Annotated in this window: 19 protein-coding genes and 1 tRNA gene; 4 read left to right on the top strand and 16 right to left on the bottom strand. The window is 67.9% G+C overall.

From position 1 onward, the window contains the following. Window positions 1-407: 407 nt before the first annotated feature. Both AVE30378_RS30660 and AVE30378_RS32680 read right to left on the bottom strand, forming a co-directional pair. Window positions 408-698 carry a DUF3579 domain-containing protein gene (locus tag AVE30378_RS30660; RefSeq protein WP_129246681.1) on the bottom strand — a complete coding sequence of 97 codons (291 nt, stop codon included), beginning with the start codon at window positions 696-698 and terminating at the stop codon, window positions 408-410. A 626-nt stretch (window positions 699-1,324) separates the two neighbouring features. Beyond that, window positions 1,325-1,401, bottom strand: a tRNA-Phe gene (locus AVE30378_RS32680). Here AVE30378_RS32680 and AVE30378_RS32675 point away from each other — a divergent pair. Together AVE30378_RS32675 and argF are read left to right on the top strand one after the other, a co-directional pair. Next, window positions 1,393-2,079 carry an aminotransferase class III-fold pyridoxal phosphate-dependent enzyme gene (locus AVE30378_RS32675; protein ID WP_165360349.1) on the top strand — a complete coding sequence of 229 codons (687 nt, stop codon included), beginning with the start codon at window positions 1,393-1,395 and terminating at the stop codon, window positions 2,077-2,079. The genes AVE30378_RS32680 and AVE30378_RS32675 overlap by 9 nt on opposite strands. 56 nt (window positions 2,080-2,135) lie before the next feature. Beyond that, window positions 2,136-3,074 carry an ornithine carbamoyltransferase gene (gene argF / locus AVE30378_RS30650; RefSeq protein ID WP_129246677.1) on the top strand — a complete coding sequence of 313 codons (939 nt, stop codon included), beginning with the start codon at window positions 2,136-2,138 and terminating at the stop codon, window positions 3,072-3,074. 181 nt (window positions 3,075-3,255) lie between these two features. On the opposite strand, the gene AVE30378_RS30645 is transcribed toward argF, so the two are convergent. The 4 genes from AVE30378_RS30645 to AVE30378_RS30630 are packed head-to-tail and all read right to left on the bottom strand — an operon-like array spanning window position 3,256 to window position 6,229. Further along, entirely contained in the window at window positions 3,256-3,819 is a 564-nt protein-coding gene (locus AVE30378_RS30645; protein ID WP_129246675.1) for a DUF4286 family protein, read from the bottom strand. 12 nt (window positions 3,820-3,831) lie between these two features. After that, window positions 3,832-4,362, bottom strand: a complete 531-nt coding sequence (locus tag AVE30378_RS30640) for a carboxymuconolactone decarboxylase family protein (protein ID WP_129246673.1) — start codon at window positions 4,360-4,362, stop codon at window positions 3,832-3,834. 2 nt (window positions 4,363-4,364) lie between these two features. Continuing rightward, window positions 4,365-5,318 (bottom strand): Bug family tripartite tricarboxylate transporter substrate binding protein, encoded by a 954-nt coding sequence (locus tag AVE30378_RS30635; RefSeq protein WP_129246671.1) that lies wholly within the window; start codon window positions 5,316-5,318, stop codon window positions 4,365-4,367. 44 nt (window positions 5,319-5,362) lie between these two features. Beyond that, window positions 5,363-6,229 carry an amidohydrolase family protein gene (locus AVE30378_RS30630; protein ID WP_129246669.1) on the bottom strand — a complete coding sequence of 289 codons (867 nt, stop codon included), beginning with the start codon at window positions 6,227-6,229 and terminating at the stop codon, window positions 5,363-5,365. Between the two features lie 97 nt (window positions 6,230-6,326). On the opposite strand from AVE30378_RS30630, the gene AVE30378_RS30625 reads away from it, so the two are divergent. Beyond that, a complete protein-coding gene (locus AVE30378_RS30625; protein WP_129246667.1) occupies window positions 6,327-7,235 on the top strand; it encodes a LysR family transcriptional regulator in 909 nt (302 codons plus the stop codon). A gap of 60 nt (window positions 7,236-7,295) precedes the next feature. On the opposite strand, the gene AVE30378_RS30620 is transcribed toward AVE30378_RS30625, so the two are convergent. From AVE30378_RS30620 to AVE30378_RS30600, 5 genes are read right to left on the bottom strand one after another with little or no spacing between them, the layout of a single operon-like run. Next, entirely contained in the window at window positions 7,296-8,696 is a 1,401-nt protein-coding gene (locus AVE30378_RS30620; protein WP_129246665.1) for a heavy metal sensor histidine kinase, read from the bottom strand. Window positions 8,697-8,718: 22 nt separating this feature from the next. Continuing rightward, the gene (locus AVE30378_RS30615) at window positions 8,719-9,405 is read right to left on the bottom strand and encodes a heavy metal response regulator transcription factor (protein WP_129246663.1); all 687 of its coding nucleotides are present in this window, start codon (window positions 9,403-9,405) and stop codon (window positions 8,719-8,721) included. An 18-nt stretch (window positions 9,406-9,423) separates the two neighbouring features. After that, the gene (locus AVE30378_RS30610; RefSeq protein ID WP_129246661.1) at window positions 9,424-12,627 is read right to left on the bottom strand and encodes an efflux RND transporter permease subunit; all 3,204 of its coding nucleotides are present in this window, start codon (window positions 12,625-12,627) and stop codon (window positions 9,424-9,426) included. Beyond that, a complete protein-coding gene (locus tag AVE30378_RS30605; RefSeq protein ID WP_129246660.1) occupies window positions 12,624-13,784 on the bottom strand; it encodes an efflux RND transporter periplasmic adaptor subunit in 1,161 nt (386 codons plus the stop codon). Before AVE30378_RS30605 ends, AVE30378_RS30610 begins: the two co-directional genes overlap by 4 nt. A gap of 4 nt (window positions 13,785-13,788) precedes the next feature. Continuing rightward, entirely contained in the window at window positions 13,789-15,291 is a 1,503-nt protein-coding gene (locus AVE30378_RS30600; RefSeq protein WP_129246658.1) for an efflux transporter outer membrane subunit, read from the bottom strand. A 280-nt stretch (window positions 15,292-15,571) separates the two neighbouring features. Here AVE30378_RS30600 and argG point away from each other — a divergent pair, with 280 nt between their 5' ends. Continuing rightward, window positions 15,572-16,909, top strand: coding sequence for an argininosuccinate synthase (gene argG / locus AVE30378_RS30595; RefSeq protein WP_129246656.1), 1,338 nt, complete (start codon window positions 15,572-15,574; stop codon window positions 16,907-16,909). Window positions 16,910-17,229: 320 nt separating this feature from the next. Here argG and AVE30378_RS30590 read toward each other — a convergent pair whose 3' ends face one another. The 5 genes from AVE30378_RS30590 to AVE30378_RS30570 all read right to left on the bottom strand — a co-directional run. Further along, window positions 17,230-19,158, bottom strand: coding sequence for a potassium transporter Kup (locus AVE30378_RS30590; protein WP_129246654.1), 1,929 nt, complete (start codon window positions 19,156-19,158; stop codon window positions 17,230-17,232). Beyond that, window positions 19,155-20,270 carry a sensor histidine kinase gene (locus AVE30378_RS30585; protein ID WP_244235186.1) on the bottom strand — a complete coding sequence of 372 codons (1,116 nt, stop codon included), beginning with the start codon at window positions 20,268-20,270 and terminating at the stop codon, window positions 19,155-19,157. Before AVE30378_RS30585 ends, AVE30378_RS30590 begins: the two co-directional genes overlap by 4 nt. Before the next feature lie 74 nt (window positions 20,271-20,344). Beyond that, window positions 20,345-21,016, bottom strand: coding sequence for a response regulator transcription factor (locus AVE30378_RS30580; protein WP_129246652.1), 672 nt, complete (start codon window positions 21,014-21,016; stop codon window positions 20,345-20,347). Window positions 21,017-21,080: 64 nt separating this feature from the next. Beyond that, window positions 21,081-21,566 (bottom strand): ExbD/TolR family protein, encoded by a 486-nt coding sequence (locus tag AVE30378_RS30575; RefSeq protein WP_129246650.1) that lies wholly within the window; start codon window positions 21,564-21,566, stop codon window positions 21,081-21,083. Further along, the coding region (locus AVE30378_RS30570; protein ID WP_208742464.1) for a MotA/TolQ/ExbB proton channel family protein at window positions 21,566-22,453 on the bottom strand (888 nt) is incomplete at its 5' end. The genes AVE30378_RS30570 and AVE30378_RS30575, both read right to left, overlap by 1 nt.

The raw sequence follows: 22,453 nt of genomic DNA, 5'->3' as shown, positions 1-22,453 counted from the left end.
AGGTGCGGATTCGAGGCTTAATCTTTCGAGCAAAGTCCAAGCTTTGGGTGTCAGAACAAGCTGCTCGAATCCGCTGTGGTGATAGCTAATCACCACGGGGACCAAGATACAAGGGTGTCAGACACCCGGGAAGGCCTCTGCAAGCCGTACCGCCATTTCGTAGGGGTGTCAGACACTGGGAACGCGCGCGTTCACCGCGTTCGCCGTGTCTGACACCCTTACGGGCAGAACGTCAAACCTGGACCGTCCTTCCCGGGTGTCTGACACCCCTCCCCGCAGAAACACGCACGCGACAAAAGGCGCGTGCTCCATCCACTGGAACACCGCCTGGAAACCTTGGCCGCGCGCGCAGGCGCGGGCCTGCCAATGAAAAAGCGCCCGGTTGGGCGCTTTTCGATTCTGGGGGCCTAGATTTCGCGTTCTTCCGTCTTGAGGTTGTTGTCGCGGGCGAAATCCACCACGAACTTGTACGCCAGCGGTTCCAGGTCGCGCAAACGCTGATCGACCACGATCCCGCGCACGCCGTCGATCACGACGGGCAGCACATAGGGCGAATAAGTGAGGTGGTTACCGGCACAGCCGGCGGGCCGGAACTGTGCCATTACGCCGGCGAGCCGTTCCGCCCAGTCGCTGGGGCGGAAGCGGCTACCGCTTTCGGTAACGCCATGAATTACGAATTGTCTGACGCGAGTTGCCATGAGTTCTTCACTACAGCGCGCCTTTCACGAAAGCCGGATCTTCGGCGTGATCAAACATGCGCCCTGCGCCGCGAATTGTATATGATTGATCCTTTGCCCTCTTTCAAACGCCGATTCCCCCCGGGGAAGCGCGTGCGCGAGAAGGCCCGGTTGCGAGCCGGCCCCGGCTCGATCCGCCCATCCCCCAGGAGGATCCGCGATGACCTCGCCTCTGGCCAATATCTATGCCCGGCTGCCGGTATCGTTCACGCACGGCCAGGGCGTCTGGCTGTGGGATGCCGGGGGCCGCAAGTACCTGGACGCGCTGGCCGGGATCGGGGTGTCCTGCCTGGGCCACGGCCACCCGAAGCTGGTGGCCGCCATCGGCGAGCAGGCCGCCCGGCTCATCCATACCTCGAACATCTATGAAGTCCCGCAGCAGACCGCGCTGGCCGCCCGCCTGACCGAGCTGTCCGGCATGCAGGAAGTCGCGTTCAACAACAGCGGTTCCGAAGCCAACGAGGCCGCGATCAAGCTGGCCCGCTACTACGCCTATCAGCGGGGCAACCAGCACGCCCACATCATCACCATGGACTCGTCCTGGCATGGCCGCACCCTGGCCACGCTGGCGGCCACCGGCAGCGACAAGGCGCGCAAGGGCTTCGAACCCCTGCCCTCGGGCTTCATCCAGGTTCCTTACAACCAACTGGACGCGGTGCGCGCCGCGGGCGACGCCGAACCGCGCACGGTCGCGGTGCTGCTGGAAGTGCTGCAAGGCGAAGGCGGCATCCGTCCCTCCGACATCGCCTATCTGCAGGAACTGCGCCGCCTGTGCACGGAACGCGGCTGGCTGCTGATGATCGACGAGGTCCAGTCCGGCATCGGCCGCACCGGCAAATGGTTCGCCCACCAGTGGGCGGACATCCGGCCCGACGTGATGACCCTGGCCAAGGGCCTGGCGGGCGGCGTGCCGATCGGCGCCATGCTGGCCGCCGGCCCCGCCGCCGGCGTCCTCACGCCCGGCAGCCACGGCACCACCTTCGGCGGCGGTCCGCTGGTGTGCGCGGCCGGGCTGGCGGTGCTGGACGCGCTGGAATCCGAAAAACTGCTGGACAACGCCCATGCCGTGGGCGCCCACCTGAAAGATTCGCTGGCCAGGGAATTGGCCGGCACGCCCGGCGTCGCCGACATCCGCGGCCGCGGCCTGATGCTGGGCATCGAGCTGGCCCGCCCCTGCGGCGTCCTGGCCATGCGCGCCATGGAGGCCGGGCTGCTCATCAACGTCACGCGCGACCGCGTCATCCGCATGCTGCCGCCGCTGATCCTGAACCGCGACGAGGCCGACCGTATCGTCGCCATCCTGGTTCCCCTCATCCAACAATTCCTGGCCGAACAACCATAATCAACGTCCCGTCCGGGCCACGAGCCTGGCCGGGCCCAATGACCTGCGACATCACCATGACTCCTCCCACGACTCAAAACGGCCCGTTGCGGCACTTCCTGCAATTCAAGGACTTTTCGTCCGCCGAGATCGCCTACGTGCTGGACCGCGCGCGGCTGATCAAGGACAAGTTCAAGCGCTACGAACCCCACATGCCGCTGCACGACCGCACGCTGGCGATGGTGTTCGAAAAGGCCAGCACGCGCACCCGCGTGTCGTTCGAGGCCGGCATGTACCAGATGGGAGGTTCGGTCATCAACCTGACCTCCAACGATTCGCAACTGGGCCGCTCCGAGCCCATCGAGGACACCGCGCGCGTGATTTCGCGCATGGTCGACATCGTCATGATCCGCACGTTCGAACAGACCCGCATCGAGCGCTTCGCCTCGCATTCGCGCGTGCCCGTGATCAACGGCCTGACCAACGAATTCCACCCCTGCCAGATCCTGGCGGACATCTTCACCTACATCGAGCACCGCGGCCCCATCGCCGGCAAGACGGTGGCCTGGGTGGGCGACGCCAACAACATGGCCTACACCTGGCTGCAGGCCGCCGAGATGCTGGGGTTCACGCTGCACGTGTCCACGCCGGCCGGCTACGAACTGGAAGCCTCGCGCATCGGCGCGCCGTCCGACAAGGTGCTGCGCCAGTTCAAGGACCCCATGGAAGCCTGCAAGGGCGCCCACCTGGTCACCACCGACGTGTGGACCAGCATGGGCTATGAAGCCGAGAACGAAGAGCGCCGCGCGGCCTTCGCCGACTGGTGCGTGGACGCCGACATGATGGCGGCCGCCGACCCCGAAGCCGTGTTCATGCACTGCCTGCCCGCCCACCGCGGCGAGGAAGTCGCGGGCGAAGTCATCGACGGGCCGCAAAGCGTCGTCTGGGACGAGGCGGAGAACCGCCTGCACGTGCAGAAGGCCCTGATGGAATTCCTGCTGCTGGGACAGGCGTAGGATGGGTGGAGCGCGAGAGTTCTTAAGCTAGAACACCGCCCTCCAGCGCGCGAAACCCATGCGGCCGTGGGCAGACTGTTTTTTTCGGCCGATGCCGGGCACACAGTCTGCCCACGGCCGCATGGGTTTCGCGCGTTGAGCACCTGGGTTCTTGCCTAGGAACTGCCGCGCTCCACCCATCCTACAAAACTCTTCGGAACATGGTGCGGCGGGTGTTGCGGAACGACGGCCGCACCCGGCTGCTCCAGTCGGTTGCGCGCACGGCCAGCCAGGCGGGGCTGCCGAAGGTTTCGCGGGTGTGCAGGTCGTAGCAGGCCAGATAGCGCGGCGCTTCGTCGCGGCATTCGTAGCGCAAGGCGCGCACCGTGCCCGGCACCGAGGCCAGGCCAGGCAGATGCTCCTGGTCGTACCAGGCGTTCAGGTCCGCCTCGGCCTCGGGCAGCACATCGGTTTCAACGATGTAGTGCCAGGGCGCATCCTGCCCGGCCGACGCGCCCGGCAGGTCCAGCGTCTTGTGCAGCACACGCGCCCGCGCGCCGGGAAAGCTCTCCGCCAGGCGCGCCTGGATCTCGGGCAACGCCTCCGGCGCGCCACGCAGGTACACGTAGGTGTCCTCGTCTTCCACCGCCGCGAACGCGCTGACCGCGACGCCCGCCAGCCCTTCGGTCAAGCGCCGGGCCATATCCGCCGCGCGCGCTTCATCGAATCGTTCGCCCAGCGACACCAGCAATACCGTTTCCTGCACAGTCTTCTCCTTTCAATGGCCGACGCGCAACGCCACCAGGAAGCGCGACACCATGTTGTACGCCCCTACCGTCGCCGTCAATTCCACCAGTTGCGCGTCGTCGTAGCGGGCGCGCAAGGGCGCGAACACCGCGTCCGGCACCTCGATATCGCGCGTCATCGCGTCGGTCAGCGCCAGCACCTCGGCCTCTCCCGGCGCCAACCCTTCTACCGTCTCCGGCGCGGGGTTGCCGCGCAGCGCGTCGATCACCGCCTGCGGCATGCCGCCGGCCAGCGCGTGCGGCACGTGCGCCTCGAACTCATAGGGCGCGTTGTTCAACGTCGCCACGCGCAGGATGATCAGCTCGCGCAGGCGCGGCGCCAGCGAGGTCTTCTGGCGGATGGCGGTCAGCATGGCTTCCCAGCCTTCCACCACGGCGGGGCTGTTCAACAGCACCTGGTACAGCGGCGAGATCCGGCCGCGCGCGGCGCCGATGCGCGCCTCCAGCGCGGCCAGCCCCGGGCGGGTGCCCGGCACGACGGGCGAGACTCGGCTTGCGCTCATGATTACTCCGGACGGATGTTCTTGCGCTGGATCAGCGCGGTCCACTTCTCGCGATCCGACGCGATCAAGGCGGCCAGTTCCTGCGGCGAACCGGGAGCGGCCTGCGCGCCGAACTTCTCCAGCCTGGCCCGCACGGATTCGTCGCCCAATGCGGCGCGGACGGCCTGGTTCAGCTTGTCGATGGTGGCCGGCGGCGTCGCGGCGGGAGCCACGATGCCGTACCAGTTGTTGGATTCCACCCCCGCGATGCCCTGCTCGGCCAGCGTCTTGACCTCCGGCAGCAGCGGATGGCGCGTCGGCGCGGCGATCCCCAGGGGCTTCAGCTTGCCGCCCTGGATGTGGCCGATCAGGCCCGGCACGTCGCCGAAGAAACCCGCCACCTGGTTGCCCATCACGTCGTTGATGACGGGCGCGGCGCCCTTGTACGGCACGTGCAGCACATTGGCCTTGCTGGCGTCGGCGAACATTTCCAGCGTCAGGTGCGGAATGCTGCCGATGCCCGACGAGCCGATCGCCACCGACTGCGTGGCCGCCTGCGACTTCTTGACGAAATCGGCCGCGTCCGCCGCCGGATTGGAGGGGTTCACCACGAACACCGTGGCGTTGTTCACGACCTTGGACACCGGCGCGAAATCGCGCACCGGATCGTACGGCAGGTCCTTGTACAGCGCCGGGCTGATCGCCACCGCGCCGACGCTGGTCAGGAACAGCACCGAACCGTCGCCCGGCGCCTTGGCCACGTAGGCGGCGGCGATGTTGCCGTTGGCGCCGGCCTTGTTCTCGACGATGACCTGCTGCTTGAGCTCCTTGCCCAGTTGCTCGGCCAGCACGCGCCCCACCAGGTCCACCGGACCGCCGGGCGGGAACGCGATGATCAGGCGGACGGGGCCGTCGGCGCGCGCCGCGCCCAGCGCGGCCAGACTCAGCACGGCGGCCGAGAGAATTTTCTTGAACATGATGTCTCCTCGTTGAATGGAATGTTCTTTTCGCCGGGGCCGCCCTAGGCGAACCCGTACAGCCGCGCCGGGTTGTCCACCAGCACGCGCTGGCGCAGCCCGGCGTCCGGACACGCTTCAAAGAACGTGTCCACCAATTCGCCGTCATCGGGCATATCGCCCGCCACGTTCGGGTGCGGCCAGTCGGTGCCCCACAAGGTCCGGTCCGGCATCGCCTCGGCCAGCGCGCGGACGAAGGGGATGCCCTCGGCGAACGGGCGCCGGCCGGACGCGATGCGGTCGATGCCCGAGACCTTGACCCAGGCCTGCGGCACGCCGGCCAGGCCCAGCAAGGCGCGCATCGCCGGCGACTCCAGGCCGTCGGCCGCCTTCAGCCGGCCCATGTGATCCACCACGAACGGCACCGGCAGCGCCCGCAGCCGCGGCAGCAGGCCGGGCAGCATCGCGCCGTCCACATGCAGGCACAGGTGCCAGCCCAGCGGCGCGATCAGGGAAACGACACGGTCGAACACCGCGGGATCGGGCGCGCCGCCCAGATGCGGCACGAAATTGAAGCGCGCGGCGCGCACGCCGCCCGCATGGAGCTGCTTAATGCCAGCCGCCGTGGCCTCCGCGCCCAGCAGCGCCACGCCGCGATAGCGGCCGCCGCCGCGGGCCAGCGCATCCAGCAGGGCGCCGTGGTCCGAGCCATGGCAGTTGGCCTGCACCACCACCGCCCGCGACACGCCCAGGCGCGCGTGCAGCTCCGCCAGCTTTGCATAGGGCGCGTCGGGCGGCGTATACGAACGGCCCTCGGCGTACGCGAATACGTCGCCCGGCCCGAAGACGTGGCAATGGGCATCGCAAGCGCCGGGCGGGAGCGCATGGCGGGGGCGGGACACGGACGCAAGCGGGGGACGGCAATCGGGCACAGACGGCTTCCAGCGGTGAAAGCGACATCGTCCCGGATTGCGGGCTGCCTAACAATGCTATATCTTTGATTTCAGATATAGAAAAATCAAATATCCAATGGACCTCAAGCAGATCGAGTACTTCGTCAGGGTCGCCGAACGGCGCAGTTTTTCGCGCGCTGCCGAAATGCTCGACGTGGCGCAACCCACGCTCAGCCGGCACGTCCGCCTGCTGGAACTGGAACTGGGCCAGCATCTGCTCTACCGCAACGGCCGCGGCGCCGAGCCCACGGAAGCCGGCCTGCGCTTCCTGGAACACGCCCGCGCCCTGCTGACCCTGGCCGAGCGCGCCAAGGAAGACCTCCAAAGCCTGCGCGAAACCCCCACCGGCAAGGTCGTGGTCGGGCTGCCGCCCCGTATCGCGCGGGTCCTGACCCCACCGCTCGTCCAGGCGTTCCGCCGCGGCTTCCCGGAAGCCTCCATTGCCGTGGCGGAAGGCCTGAGCGCCCAGGTGCGCGAATGGCTGCTGGCCGGCCGGGTGGACCTGGCGCTGCTTTACGATCCAGCCCCATCGCCGCAATTGGCCTATGAATCGCTGTTCCGGGAAGACCTGGTGCTGGCGGCGGCTCCCGGCCACGAACCGCCGCTGCCGGCCCGCGTCGCCGTGGCGCGGCTGGGCGACTATCCGCTGGTGCTGCCCAGCCTGCCCAACGCCATCCGCACCCTGGTGGAAAGCGTCTGCCGCGCCCAGGGCGTGCGCCTGAAGGTGGCGGCCGAAGTGGACGCCGTGCAGACCATCGTGGAACTGGCGGCCCAGGGCGATGCCTATGCCATCCTGCCGCGCTCCGCCGCCCGGGGCCCCGCCGCCGAACACGCGCTGTCGCTCTGCGACATCGTTTCGCCCAAGATCACCAACAACCTGGTGCTGGCGAGCGCCCGCCACCGGCCGGCCACGCGCCTGGCCGCGGCCACCGGCCTGCTGATCCGCCGATTGAAACTGGCCGAGCTGTTCGCGCCGGCCGCCTAGTGTCCTGCCGCCCTGGCCTCGCCGGGAGGGTTCATGCGGACGTACCTGCGGGACCGGACGCTAGGGCTGCCCCGCGTGGCGCGGCGGCCGCGCGTCCACGCTGAACGCGACGCGCGTAATCCCGCCTTCGCTGCTGGCCGATACCATGCCGCCATGCATGGCGGCCACGGCCTTCACGATGGCCAGCCCCAGGCCGTGGCTGTGCTCCGCCCCGTCGCCGCGGCGCGCCGCGTCCACGCGGTAAAAGCGCTGAAACAGGTGCGGCAGGTGTTCCGGCGCGATCGGCGGCCCGGCGTTGCTGACGGCCACCTCCAGCATCTCGCCGCGCCGCTGGATGCCGACCGCGATCTCCGCCCCCGCGGCGGAATACTGGATCGCGTTCTGCAGCAGATTGGTGACCGCGCGCCGGAACAAGGCGGTGTCGATCAGCGCGCTGGCCTCGCGGTCGCCGTCGATGCGCACGCGCATGCCGGACTCGTCCAGCAGGAATTCGAAGAATTCGGCCGTCTTGTTCACTTCATCCGCCAGCACCGCGTGGATCCGCCCCGTGGCGGCCTCGCCCTGATCGGCGCGCGCCAGGAACAGCATGTCGTTGATCATGGCCCGCAGACGGTCCAGTTCCTCCAGGTTGGATTGCAGCACCTCTTGCAGGTCGTCCGAACTGCGGCGGCGGGACAAGGCCACCTGGGTCTGGCCGATCAGGTTCGTCACCGGCGTGCGCAGCTCGTGCGCCACGTCGGCGTTGAAGGCTTCCAGTTGGTTGTAGGCGCCCTCCAGGCGGGCCAGCGCCCCGTTGAACGACGTGGCCAGGTCTTCCAGCTCCACCGGCAGCTCGGCCATGCTCAGGCGCTGCGACAAGGCGCTGGGCCGCAAGGCGCTCGCCTCGGCCGACAGACGGTTCAGCGGCCGCAGCCCCAGACGCGTCACCCAGAACCCCAATAGCGCCACCAGCAGGATGGCCGTCAGCGACAAGCCCGCCATCGCCCAGAGGAAGTAGCGCAACGTATGCGCATAGGGCGCCGAGTCCATGCCGACGATCAGCCGCACCTGGGGCCGGGCCTGGCTGGGATCGACCGTGACGGTAAGGGTGCGCAACGCGTCCTCGCGGTCCGGCAACATGATCTTGCCCATGCCGTCGGGATGGCGTTCCAGGCTGCTGATGTCGGCCAGCCCCTTGCCGTACTCGTAGGCGGGATCGTCCGACAGCACCCAGAAGCGCAGGCTGCCGTCGACCGGCGTCAGGGTGTCCAGCTTGGTCTTGAACCGGCCCCAGCGCTCGGGGTCGTTGCTGCGGGTCAGGGAATAGCTGACTTCCTGCACAGTGGTGCGCAGCGCGTCCTGCTGGATGCGGTCGAGCTGGCGGTCCAGCACCCCGTACAGCGCCATGCCGGTCAGCGCGAAAGTCACCGCCGCCGCCACCGCGTACAAGACCACCAGCCGGGCCTTCAAAGAGAACTTCAACGGGGTTCTCACCGCGCGCCCCTCATTCCGCGGCCCCGTCGTCGCGAAGCTCCAGCACATAGCCCATGCCGCGGATCGTGTGCAGCAGGCGCCGGCCGAACGGCGCGTCGACCTTGCCCCGCAGCCGCTTGATGGCGACTTCCACCACATTGACGTTGCTGTCGAAATTCATGTCCCAGACCAGTTCGGCGATCGCCGTCTTGGACAGGATCTCGCCCTGGCGCCGGGCCAGCACGGCCAGCAGCGCGAATTCCTTGGCGGTCAGGTCCAGTCGCGTGCCCGCCCGCCAGGCCTTGCGGCTGATCAGGTCGATCTGTAGATCCGCGATGCGCAGTTGCACGGGTTCCTGAGCGCGGCCGCGGCGGGTCAGCGCCTGCAGGCGCGCCAGCAGTTCCAGAAAGGAGAAGGGCTTGACCAGGTAATCGTCCGCCCCGTCGTGCAGGCCGCGGATGCGGTCTTCCACGCCGTCGCGGGCGGTCAGCATGATGACGGGCGTCTGCCGCACGGTGCGCAGCGAACGCAGCACGGCAAAGCCGTCCATGCCCGGCAGCATGGCGTCCAGCACGATCACGTCGTAGTCGTGCTCCAGGGCCAGGTGCTGGCCGTCGATGCCGTTGTGCGCGACGTCGACCGCGCACCCCTGCTCTCCCAGGCCCTTGCGCAGGTAATCCGCCGTCTTCAGCTCGTCTTCGACTATCAGGATTTTCATGTGCCGCCCCGCAAGTCCCTACGGTTGACCCCTATTTTGACCCAACTCCGCCGGGCGGCGCGACGGCTGCGGGGTTTCCCCGCCGGCGCGGGCCGCCTTCCTGGCGGCCCGCGCCGCCTTGCGCTCCAGGTACCAATAATGCGCGCGGTCCAGGTACAGGTAGACCACGGGCGTCGTGAAAAGGGTCAGCGCCTGCGAAACGATCAGGCCGCCCACCATCGCGTAGCCCAGCGGTCGGCGCAGCTCCGATCCCTGGCCATGGCTCAGCATCAACGGCAAGCCGCTGAGCAGCGCGCACATGGTCGTCATCATGATGGGCCGGAAGCGCAGCACGCAAGCCTGGTAGATCGCCTCGGCCGGCGCCATGCCGTGCTCCCGTTCCGCGGTCAGCGCGAAGTCGATCATCATGATGCCGTTCTTCTTGACGATGCCGATCAGCAGGATGATGCCGATCAGCGCGATCACGCTCAGGTCGTAGCCTCCCAGCATCAGGATCAGCAGCGCCCCGACGCCCGCGGACGGCAGCGTGGACAGAATCGTCAGCGGATGGATGTAGCTTTCGTACAGCAGGCCCAGCACGATGTACACGGCGATCAGCGCCGCCGCGATCAGGTAGGGCTGGGTCGACAGCGAATCGCCGAAGGCCTTGGCCGTGCCCTGGAACGCGCCCGTCAGGCTGGCGGGCGCGCCCATGCCGCTCTGCGCCTGCTGGATCGCCTGCACCGCCTCGCCCAGCGACGCCCCCGGCGCCAGGTTGAACGAAATCGTCACCGCCGGGAACTGGCCCTGGTGGCTGATCGACAGATAGGCCGTCTTGTCCGTGTCCAGCTTCACGAAGGTGGACAAGGGCACTTGCTGCCCGGTCAGCGGCGAGGTCAGGTACAGCTTGGAAAACAGGCCGGGGTCCTGCTGCAGCGCCGGCGTCACCTCCAGGATGACGTGGTAGCTGTTGATCTGCGTAAAGTACTGCGCCACCTGGCGCTGGCCGATCGCGTCGTAGATCGTCGCGTCGATCAGCGCGGGCGATATGCCGAACGACGAAGCCCGCGCGCGGTCGATGGTCAACGACGCAGTGGCCGCCGCGTTCTGCTGGTCGGACGCCACGTCGGCCAACTGCAGCAAACCGCGGAACGTCGCCAGCAGCTTGGGCGCCCAGACGTTCAGTTCGTCCAGGTTGGCGTCCGTCAGCGTGTACTGGTACTGGGTGCGCGACAGCCGTCCGCCCACGTTGATGTCCTGCCCCGCCTGCATGAACAGCGTCACGCCCTCCAGCTCGGCCAGCCGCGGGCGCAGCCGGGCGATCACTTCGTCGGCCGACGCCGTGCGCCCTTCATCCTTGGGCTTCAGGCCGATGTAGAAGTTGCCGGTGTTGTAGGTGCTCTGGCTGCCGTTGAACCCGAAGCTGGCGATGTCCGGATCCTGCCGGATCACCTCGGCCATGCGGATCATGCGCTGGTTCATCAGCGCGAACGACGAATCCTGCGCCGACTCCGCAAAGCCGAAGATGAAGCCGGTGTCCTGCTGCGGGAAGAAACCTTTCGGGATCACCACGAACAGCGCCGCGGTGCAGGCGACCGTCGCCAGGAACACGCACAGCGTGGCGAACTGATGCCGCAAGACCAGCCTCAGCCCGCGCTCATAGCCGCGCAGCATGGCGTCGAAGCCGCGCTCGAAAAGCTGGTACAGCCGGCCGTGCCGGTCGCCGTGATGGTCTTTCAGATAGCGCGAACACAGCATCGGCGTCAGCGTCAGCGACACCAGCACCGATACCACAATGGCCAGGGTCACCGTCACGGCGAACTCGCGGAACAGGCGGCCGACGATGCCGCCCATCAGCAGCAGCGGAATGAACACGGCGATCAGCGAGACCGAGATCGACACGATGGTAAAGCCGATTTCGCCGGCGCCCTTGTACGCGGCCTCCATCGGCGGCATCCCGGCCTCCACGTGGCGGTACACGTTTTCCAACATCACGATGGCGTCGTCCACCACGAAACCCACCGCGATCGTGAGCGCCATCAGCGACAGGTTGTCCAGGCTGAAGCCCACCACGTACATCACGGCGGCCGTGCCCATCAGCGCCAGCGGCACCGTCACGCACGGAATCAGCGTGGCCGCCACGTTGCGCAGGAACAGGAAGATCACCAGCACCACCAGGATGATGGTCAGCGTCAGCGTGAACTCCACGTCCGTGACCGATGCGCGGATCGTCTGGGTGCGGTCGATGATGGTGTTGACGTGCACCGACGGCGGGATCGAGGCCTCCAGCCGGGGCAGCGCCGCGCGGATCCGGTCCACGGTTTCGATCACGTTGGCGCCCGGCTGCTTGCTGATCTGCAGCACGATCGAACGGCCGTTGGTGATCGTATTGTCGGGCGGCGAAGCCTTGCCCGCGTAGGCCCAGCCCGCCAGCTTGGTGTTCTCGGGCCCGTCCACCGCCACGCCCACGTCGCGCACCCGGATCGGCGCGCCGTTGCGGTAGGCCAGCACCATGTCGTTCCACTGCGCGGCCGACAGCAGTTGGTCGTTGGTATAGGTCGTGAAGCTCTGGCGCGCGCCGTCGATGGTGCCCTTGGGCTGGTTGACCGTGGTGGTCGCGATCACGCCCCGGATGTCCTCCAGGCTCAGGCCCAGCGCCGACAGCTTGCCCGGATCCACCTGGATCCGCACCGCGGGCTTCTGCTGGCCGCCGATGTTCACCAGCCCCACCCCGGAAATCTGCGAGATCTGCTGCGCCAGGATGTTGTCGGCGTAGTCGTTCACCTGGATCAGTGGCAGCGTATCGGACTGCACCGCCATCACCATGATGGGCGCGTCGGCCGGGTTGACCTTGCGGAACGTGGGCGGATTCGGCAGGTTCGCCGGCAACTGCCCGGTGGCGGCGTTGATCGCCGCCTGCACGTCCACGGCCGCCGACTCGATGCTGCGGTTCAGGTCGAACTGCAACGTGATCTGCGTATTGCCGATCGCGCTGACGGACGTCATCTGGGACAGGCCGGCGATCAGCGAAAACTGCCGTTCCAGCGGCTGCGCCACATTGGACGCCATCGTCTCGGGGCTGCCGCCCGGCAGGTTCGCCTGCACCTGGATCGTGGGGAAATCCACCTGGGGCAGCGGCGCCACGGGCAGCAGCGGCCATGCCGCGATCCCCACCAGCAGGATCGCCAGCGCCAGCAGCGACGTGCCGATCGGGCGCTTGATGAAATTGGCCGAGATGCTCATTGCGTCTTCCCCGCCGCGGCCAGCTCGCGCACCTTGCTGCCCGGCTTCAGCTTGTACTGCCCGTCCACCACGATGCGCTGCCCGTCGGCCAGCCCTTCCTGGATGACCGCCAGGCCGTCCTGCATCCGCTCGACCTTCACCGGCGATGGCCGCGCCACGCCGTTGCCGTCCACGGTGTACACGTAGGTGCCCGTCTGGCTGCGCTGCACGGCGGCGGCCGGCACGGTCAGCGCGCTTTCGCGCTCATCCAGCACCAGGCGGGCGTTGACGTACAGGCCGGGCCACAGCCGGTGCCGGGGATTGTCGAAACGGCCCTTGAGCTGCACCGTGCCGGTGGCGGTGTCGATCTGGTTGTTCAACAGCACCAGCGTTCCCGTCTCCAGCGGCTCATTGCTGTCGCGCGCATACGCCACGACCGGCAGCGGCCGGCCCCGGTCCATCGCGGCGTTGATCGCCGGCACCGCCTCTTCGGGCAGCGAGAACAGCACGGTGATCGGATCGATCTGGTTGATCACGACCAGGCCGTTCGCATCGGCCGCCTGCACGATGTTGCCCGGATCCACCAGCCGCGCGCCCACCCGGCCCGCGATGGGCGCCACGATGCGCGTGTAGTCCAACTGCACCTTGGCATAGCTGATCTGCGCGTCGTCGGTCTGCGTCGCGGCCTCCAGTTGCGCCACCAGCGCGCGCTGCGCATCCAGGGTCTGCTGCGTGGCCGCGTCCTCGCGCTGCAGGCGGGTATAGCGTTGCAGGTCGAGGCGGGCGTTCAACAGCGTCGCCTGGTCCTTCGCCCGCTGCGCCTGAGCCTGGGCCAGTTGCGCCTGCAGGGCGCGCGGGTCGATGTTGGCCAGCACCTGCCCGGCCTTGACGTCCTGCCCTTCGACGAACCCCACGCTGTCCAGTTGGCCGTCCACGCGCGCCTTGACGGTCACGCTGGCCGCCGCCGTCACCGTGCCCACGCCGGTCAGGTAGCGCGCCACGTCCTGCCGCCGCGCCAGCGCGGTCGCCACCGGCACCGCGGATTCGGAAGCGGCGGGCGGCGCGGCGCCGCCGCGCAGAAACAGCCAGGCCGCCAGCGCGCACGCCGCAACCGCCAGCGCCACGGCGCCGGTCCGCAATACCGGATGCCGATCAAGGGAAGTCACCGCCTTGTCCATGGACTCACTCGTTCTTGTTGATGGATGGGTTCGCGGCCGGCGGCTGGCCCGCCGCGGCAAGCGCCTGCGCATCCGGGGCCGCCAGGGCGTCGGCGCTCCAGCCGCCGCCCACCGCTTTCACCAGCGCCACGCTGGCCACCAGTTGCCGGCCCCGCAACTGGACCGCGGTGCGCTCGTTGGACAGGGTCAGCGCCTGCGCCACGGCCACGGTCAGGAACGTGGTGGTGCCGGCGCGGTATTGCGCCAGCGCCAATTGCTCGCTCAGCCGCGACGCGGCCACCGCCTCGTCCTGCGCGCGCGCCTCGTCGTCCAGGACCCGCAGCGTGGACAGGTTGTCCTCCACCTCCTGGAAGGCGCCCAGCACCGTCTGCTTGTATTGGGCCGCGCTGGCGTCGAATGCCGCCACGGCCTGCGCATCGCGCGCTTTCCTCAGGCCGCCGTCGAAGACCGTCTCGGCCAGCAGCGCCCCCAGCGACCAGACGCGGCCGGGGGCGTCGAACCATTGCGCGAAACTGGCGGCGCCGAAGCCTCCGCTTGCCGACAGCACCAATGCCGGGAAATACGCGGCGCGCGCCACCCCGATACCCGCATTGGCCGACGCCACGTTCCGCTCGGCCGCGGCGATGTCGGGCCGGCGTTCCAGCAAGTCCGACGGCAGGCCGGTGGGTGTGGGCGGCACCTGGAACATCCAGGGCTGGCCGGCCGGCAGCGGCGGCAGGCTGAACTGCGCCGGCGCCCGCCCCGTCAGGATCGCGATCGCGTGTTCCAACTGGCTGCGGGCCGCTTCCAGGTCGATCGACTGGGCTTGCGCGGTCTTCAGTTGCGCCTCGGCCTGCGCCACGTCCGAGCGCAGCGCCACCCCGGCGTCGTACTGGCTGCGAGTCAGCTTGAGCGTGCGCGCATAGGCGTCCAGGGTCCGGGCGTACAGATCCTTCTCGCGGTCCACGGCCCGCAATTGCAGGTAGTCCTGGGCCACGGCCGCCTGGATACTGAGGCGCGCCGCGGCCAGGCTGGCTTCGCTGGCCTGGGCCGACGCATCGCTGGCCTCCACCTGGCGCCGCACCCCGCCCCACAGGTCGGGTTCCCATGAGGCATCGATCGCCGCGGCGTAGCTGCCGGATACCGCCATCACGCCGCCGGCATTGCTCCGCGCCCGCCCCGCCGACACACTGGCGCCCACGGTGGGCCAGAACCCGGCGCGCGCGGCGTCCGCTACGGCGCGCGCCTGCCGGTACTGCGCCTGGGCCTGCTGGATGGTCTGATTGGCCGCGTTGGCCGCCTCGACCAGCCGGTTCAACGCGGGATCCCCATACACCTCCCACCATCGCAGATTGCTGTCGATCGCGCCCGGCCGGGCCGTTTTCCAGGGGCCGGCCTCCTTGTAGGCGCCGGGCAGGTCCATTGCCGGACGGGAGTAGTCGGGCCCCGCGGCGCAGCCGGCCAGCATCATTGCGGCCGCCAGCCCTGCCGCCGCCCAGCGCGGCCCGTTGCGGTTCCTTGTGTTCATTTGCGGCGCCGGCTGCCCGGCCTACAGTCGATATGGCCCCACTGTAGAAAAGCCTCCGGGACTCCACGCTGTCCGCATCCTGACAAAATGGACAGGTTCGCCCGGCTCTCCCCGGGGCAAGCCTTGCCGGGGACGGATGCCCCGGCGCCGCGGGCCGCCTCGCCCCCTGCGCGGCCCGCGCCAGTCAAAAGAGTTAAAATAGAGTCAAATTTTTCTTGTTTGGCGGCTAGCTGCAGTCAAAGTCTGCTGTCAAAGTCCTGTTGGCGTCTCATTTCAAACAATGACCACTATCCTCCCGAACCTTCCCACCGGCCAGAAGGTCGGCATCGCCTTTTCCGGCGGCCTCGACACCAGCGCGGCTCTCCTGTGGATGCGCAACAACGGCGTCATCCCCTACGCCTACACGGCGAACCTGGGCCAGCCCGACGAGTCCGACTACGATGAGATTCCCCGCAAGGCCCTGGCCTACGGCGCCGAAAAGGCCCGCCTGATCGACTGCCGCGCGCAACTGGTCGCCGAAGGCATCGCCGCCCTGCAAGCGGGCGCGTTCCACATCTCGACCGCCGGCATCACCTACTTCAACACCACCCCCATCGGCCGCGCCGTCACCGGCACGATGCTGGTGGCCGCCATGAAGGAAGACGACGTCAACATCTGGGGCGACGGCAGCACCTTCAAGGGCAACGACATCGAGCGCTTCTACCGCTACGGCCTGCTGACCAATCCGGACCTGAAGATCTACAAGCCCTGGCTGGACCAGCGCTTCATCGACGAACTGGGCGGCCGTTCGGAAATGTCCGAATACATGCGCCAGGCCGGCTTCGACTACAAAATGTCGGCCGAAAAAGCCTACTCCACCGACTCCAACCTGCTGGGCGCCACCCACGAAGCCAAGGACCTGGAGCAACTGAACTCCGGTATCCGGATCGTCAAGCCCATCATGGGCGTGGCCTTCTGGCGCGACGACGTGGCCGTCAAGGCCGAGGAAGTCACGGTCCGCTTCGAGGAAGGCCAGCCGGTCGCCCTGAACGGCGTGGAATACAGCGACCCCGTCGAGCTGCTGCTGGAAGCCAACCGCATCGGCGGCCGCCACGGCCTGGGCATGAGCGACCAGATCGAAAACCGCATCATCGAAGCCAAGAGCCGCGGCATCTACGAAGCCCCGGGCCTGGCCCTGCTGTTCATCGCCTACGAACGCCTGGTCACCGGCATCCACAACGAAGACACGATCGAGCAGTACCGCGAAAGCGGCCGCAAGCTGGGCCGCCTGCTGTACCAGGGCCGCTGGTTCGACCCGCAAGCCATCATGCTGCGCGAAACCGCCCAGCGCTGGGTGGCGCGCGCCATCACCGGCGAAGTCACCCTCGAACTGCGCCGCGGCAACGACTATTCGCTGCTGAACACGGAATCGCCCAACCTCACCTACGCGCCCGAGCGCCTGTCCATGGAGAAGGTGGAGAACGCCCCCTTCACCCCGGCGGACCGCATCGGCCAGTTGACCATGCGCAACCTCGACATCGTCGACACGCGCGAAAAGCTGTTCACCTACGTGAAGACGGGCCTGCTGGCCTCTTCGGGCACTTCGCTGCCCCAATTGAAGGACACCAAGAAGAAGTAATCGCTTCTTCGAAAGAAACCCTCCGCAGCGGCAAGCTGCGGAGGGTTTTTTTTGGCTGTTCCAAGATAAAGCCATCTCGCGGAACGTAGGATGGGTGGAGCGCGAGATCCTCCGCAAAAAAATGCCGCGCTCCAACGCGCGCAACCCATGCTGCCGTGAAAAACTGGGGTGTCTGACACCCAAGGAGAGAAGGCTTCGGCTTGCACCGGCGTTCCAGGGGTGTCAGACACCTGCATCAACCACCGTCTGCTCACAACAGCATGGGTTTCGCGCGCTGGAAGGCGGTGTTCTGGCTTAAGAACTCTCGCGCTCCACCCATCCTACAACTCGACCTGCATCCCCATCTCGACGACCCGGTTCGCCGGGATCTTGAAGAACTTGGTGCTGCGGGTGGAGTTGCGCGCCATGAAGGAAAACACCGCGCGGCGCCAGCGCCACAACGCCGGCTTCTTCGCCGCCACCACGGTCTGGCGCGACAGGAAGTACGACGTGCGCATCGGCTCCAGGTCGATTTCCGGATAGGCCTCGGCCACCAGGCGCAGCCCTTCCGGCACGTCGGGGTCCTCCTTGAAGCCATAGGTGATCGTGGCCTGCCAACTGGAAGCGCTGATCTTCTGCACGCTCAAACGCTCTTCCGGCGACACGTACGGCACGTCCGCCACCAGGATGGTCAGGAACAGCACGTGATCGTGCAGCACCTTGTTGTGCTTCAGGTTGTGCAGCAGCGCGGGCGGCACGTTGCCTGAGTTCATCGTCATGAAAATGGCGGTGCCGGGCACCCGCGACGGCGGGTATTCCTCCAACTGCGCCATGAACTCCTTGAGCGGCTGCCGGTCCCGCTGCTGCATCTCGGACAGCAGCCGGCGGCCGCGGCGCCACGTCATCATCAGCGTGAACACCACGATCGCCACCAGCAGCGGCAGCCAGCCGCCTTCGTGGATCTTGAAGACGTTGGCCGAGAACAGCAGCACGTCGAACATCAGCAGCAGGCCCAGCGCCAGGAACCACATCATCCGCTTCACGCCCGTGCTGCCTCGCGGCAGCACCGCGAAGGCGAGCACCGACGTCGTCAGCATGGTGCCGGTCACCGCGAAGCCGTAGGCGGCGGCCAGGTTGTCGGAATTGCGGAACAGCAGCACCAGGACCAGCACCGCGCACAGCAAGAGCGCGTTGACCTGCGGCAAATAGATCTGCCCCTTCTCGATCGCCGACGTATGCAGGATCTGCATGCGCGGCCAGAAGCCCAGTTGCACCGCCTGGCGCGTCACCGAATACGCGCCGGAAATCACCGCCTGCGACGCCACGATGGTCGCGATCGTGGCCAGGGCCACCAACGGCGCCAGCCCCCAATCGGGAGCCATCATGAAGAACGGGTTGCGGATGGCGGCGGGGTCGCGCAGCAGGAGCGCGCCCTGGCCGAAATAGCACAGCGTCAGCGCCGGCAGCACCATGCTGAACCAGGCCCTGCGGATCGCGGGGCGGCCGAAATGGCCCATGTCGGCGTACAGCGCCTCGGCGCCCGTCAGCGCCAGCACCACCGCACCCAGCAGCACGAAGCTGATCCAGGGAAAGTCGACGACGAAACGCAGTCCCCACATGGGATTCAGCGCCGCCAGCACCTCGGGCGTCTGCCAGATCTGCCAGCCGCCCAGCGCGGCCAGCGTGCCGAACCACAGCAGCATCACCGGGCCGAACAGCTTGCCCATCGCGCCCGTGCCGTGCGACTGGATCATGAACAGCCCGATCAGCACCACCAGCGCGATCGGCACGACCCAGTCGTCCAACTGGTGCGACACGATGCCGATCCCTTCAAGCGCCGACAGCACGGAAATCGCCGGCGTGATCATGCTGTCGCCATAGAACAGCGCGGCGCCGAAAATGCCCAGCACGATCAGCACCCAGCGCAGCCTGCCTTCGCGGGCGCGCACCGCCAGTTCCAGCAGCGCCAGCGTGCCGCCTTCGCCGCGGTTGTCGGCGCGCAGCACCAGCGTCACGTACTTGAACGACACCACCACCATCAGCATCCAGAACAGGATGGAGAGCACGCCCAGCAGGTGCGGCGGCTCCAGGTCGGTGTGCACGCTCAGGCCCGTGAGACAAGCCCGCAGCGTATAGAGCGGGCTGGTGCCGATGTCTCCGTACACCACGCCCAGCGCCCCCAGGATCAGCGCCGCCCGCGACGATGGCGCGTGCGCGCCGCCTGCGTGCGCGCCGCCCGGAGAGGGGGCGCCGACGGTATCCTGGCTCATGGTGTGGGTTCTTGGCGAGTAAGTTGGGCCCCTTTGCGGGGGCCGGGAAACACGACGGACAGCCGTGTGCCGGGAAAGTCGGGGCGGCTGGTGAGCTTCCACCAGGCGCCGTGCGCATGCGCGATCTCGCGGACGATGGCCAGCCCCAGGCCCGAGCCGCCGGCGGTGGCGGTCGGCGAACGGTAGAACGCCTCGAACACGCGGTCGCGCTCTTCCGGCGGGATCCCGGGACCGTCGTCCTCGACCGTCAGCGAGGGCGGATTGGCGCCCACGATCAGCGTGATGCGGCCCGTGGCGTTGCCGTAGCGCAAGGCATTGTCGATCAGATTGCCCAGCAGTTCGGCCAGCAACAGGGGATCGGCGTCGATCCAGATGGGCGCGTCGGGGGCCACCAGGTCGAGTTCGTAGCGCGCTTCGCGCACGCGCGGAAACCATTCGGCGCCATGCGCCCGCACCCATTCGCACAGGTCGATGCGCACGAAGCTGTCCTGCGGGCGGGCGTTGGGATCGGCCCGGGCCAGCACCAGCAACTGCTGGCCCAGCCGGATCATGCGGTCGCTGACCGCCTTGATGCGCTCCGCCCGCGCCCGCACGTCGTCGGGCAAGGGCCGCGCCAGCATCAGTTCCGATTCCAGCCGCAGGCCGGACAAGGGGGTGCGCAACTGGTGCGCCGCGTGGCCGATGAAACGCCGCTGCGCCGCCAGCGACGCATCCAGGCGCAGCAGCAGGTCATTGGTGTGGGTCACCAGCGGCTCGATCTCCACCGGCACGCCCACCACTTCCAGGGGCTGCATGTCGTCGATGGAGCGCTGCCGGATTTCCTCGGACAAGTGGTTCACGGACCGCAGGCCCGACCGCACGCCCTGCACCACCACCCAGGTGAACAGGGAAATCAGCGCGACCTGCCCCACCACCATCAGCCAGAAGAAGTCCTCCAGCATCCAGAGCGACATGTCGATCTTGTGCGTGATGACCCAGGTCGCCGCCAGGTCCAGCAGGACGAGCAGCAGGATCGGCGGCATCAGCCGGATGACCAGATGCCGCGCAAGCGAACGGGAGGGAAGTAAGGGGCGCGAGGCCGGGGGGGCGTTGGGAGTGCGTTCCTGCGTCATGGCGCGATGCCCTTGCTCAGGCGATGGGATGCGCTCGGCCGGCATATTGCGGCCGCCGCCGGGCCGTCAGGCCTTCAGGCCGTCTCGACATCCAGCATGTAGCCAAAGCCGCGCACCGTCTGGATGCTGGCGCCCGTGCCTTCCAGGCGCTTGCGCAGGCGGTATACGTAGACTTCGACCGCGTTTTCGCTGAAATCGGCGTCCCATGCGGAAAGCGAGTTGACGATCTGGCGCTTGGTCACGACCCGGCCGACGCGGGCCATCAGCATTTCCAGCACCGAGAGTTCGCGCACCGACAGCGACAGGCGCTGGCCGTTGGCGCGGACTTCGCGTCCGACGGTGTCGAACACCAGGGGGCCGACTTCGATCAGGGGCTGCGCCTGCCCGGCGCGGCGCCGGCCGAAGGCGCGCACCCGCGCCGCCAGCTCGGGCAGTTCGAAAGGCTTGGTGACGTAATCGTCCGCGCCGGCATCCAGGCCGGCGACGCGGTCGTCGAGGCCGTCGCGGGCGGTGAGGATCAGCACGGGAACCTGGTTGCCGTCCTGGCGCAACTGGCGCAGCACGTCCAGTCCGCTCATGCCCGGGAGGTTGAGGTCGAGCAGCATGAGGTCGTACGGCTGGCCAGCCAGGGCGCCCAGGACACGGTCGCCTTCGGTCAGCCAGTCGACCGCATAACCCTGGTCGGCCAGGAATTCCTGGAGCGCATGGCCCAGGGTGGTGTCGTCTTCGATTACCAGAACTCGCATGCCGCGATTCTAGCGCGATCCCGGCCGGATGGGGGCGCGAAGTGCGCCCCGGGCCGGAATTCGTTCAGTGCGCGGACGGCGCCGGGGCGGCCCCGGCCGGGGCGGGTGCCGCCTCGCCCGCGGGCGCGCCGCCCGAAGGCGGGGTGGTGACGAACCCGATGCGCGTCATGCCCGAGCGGCGCGCCGAAGCCATGACCTTGGCCAGCGTTTCGTAACGGGTGTTCTGGTCGGCGCGGATGCGGATCTCGGGCTGCGGCTTGGTGCCGGCGACCGATTTGAAGCGGTTGGGCAGGTCGTCGATATTGACCGGTTTTTCATCCCAGAACAGCGCGCCGCTGGCGTCGATGGCCAGGTCGATTGTCTTGGGTTCTTCCTCGATCTGCTCGGCGGCCACCTGGGGCATGTTGATCTTGATCGAGTGCGCCAGCAGCGGCGCGGTGATGATGAAGATCACCAGCAGCACCAGCATGACGTCGATCAGGGGCACCATGTTGATCTCGGAAACCGTATGGCTCCCGGATCCCTTTCCCTCGAAGCTGCCAAAGGCCATTATTCGCTCCCGCGTTGAGCCGCCGCGCCGTTGCCGTGCTGGCGGCGCAGGGCGCGCACCTTGCCGTCGGACAGTTCGACTTGCTGGCCGGTGGTCAGGAAGGCGAACAGGTCATGCGCGAAGGCGTCCAGGCGCGACAGGAACACGCGATTGTTGCGCACGAAAGTGTTGTACGCCAGCACCGCGGGAATGGCAACGGCCAGGCCCAGGCCCGTCATGATCAGCGCTTCGCCCACGGGGCCGGCGATGCGGTTGATGGTCACGCCGTCGGACAGGCCGATGCCGACCAGCGCGTGGTACACGCCCCAGACCGTGCCGAACAGCCCCACGAAAGGCGCCGTCGAGCCCACCGAGGCCAGCACGGTGAGGCCGTTTTCCAGCTTCGCGGTTTCCTCGTCGATGACCTTGCGCATGGTGCGCGTGACGAAGTCGGAGTTGCTGCCGGATTCTTCCAGCTTGGTCGCGCCGAACTTGTTGTGGTGCGCCTGGGCGTGCATGGCGTGGCTGGCCAGGTGCGAGAACGGGTCGCGCGCGCCGTGCGTCACGATTTCGTTTTCGACCTGTTCGAGCGAGCTGGCGTTCCAGAACTTGTTCAGGAAATCCTGGGCGCGCTTGCGCATGCTGACGTTGCTGGCGGCCTTGACCAGGATCAGGTACCAGGTGACCAGCGACATCAGGATCAGGATGACGAACAGGCTCTTGCCCACGAAGTCGCTCTGCGCGACGAAGTGCAGGAATCCCATGTCGGGGGTGGCGACGGGGACCGGGGCGACGGGCAGCGCGGCGGCGGCGCTGTGCAGCGCATCGGCCGATTGCTGGAGCGCGCCGGCGGCCTGCTGGGCCGCCTCGCCGACCGCCGAAGCGGCTTGGGGGGCCGCGGGCGCAGC

Source organism: Achromobacter veterisilvae (genome assembly GCF_900496975.1).
Taxonomy (GTDB): Bacteria; Pseudomonadota; Gammaproteobacteria; order Burkholderiales; family Burkholderiaceae_B; genus Achromobacter; species Achromobacter veterisilvae.
The sequence above is the reverse complement of the archived record's forward strand: the minus strand, read 5'-3'. Positions and strand labels throughout refer to the sequence as shown.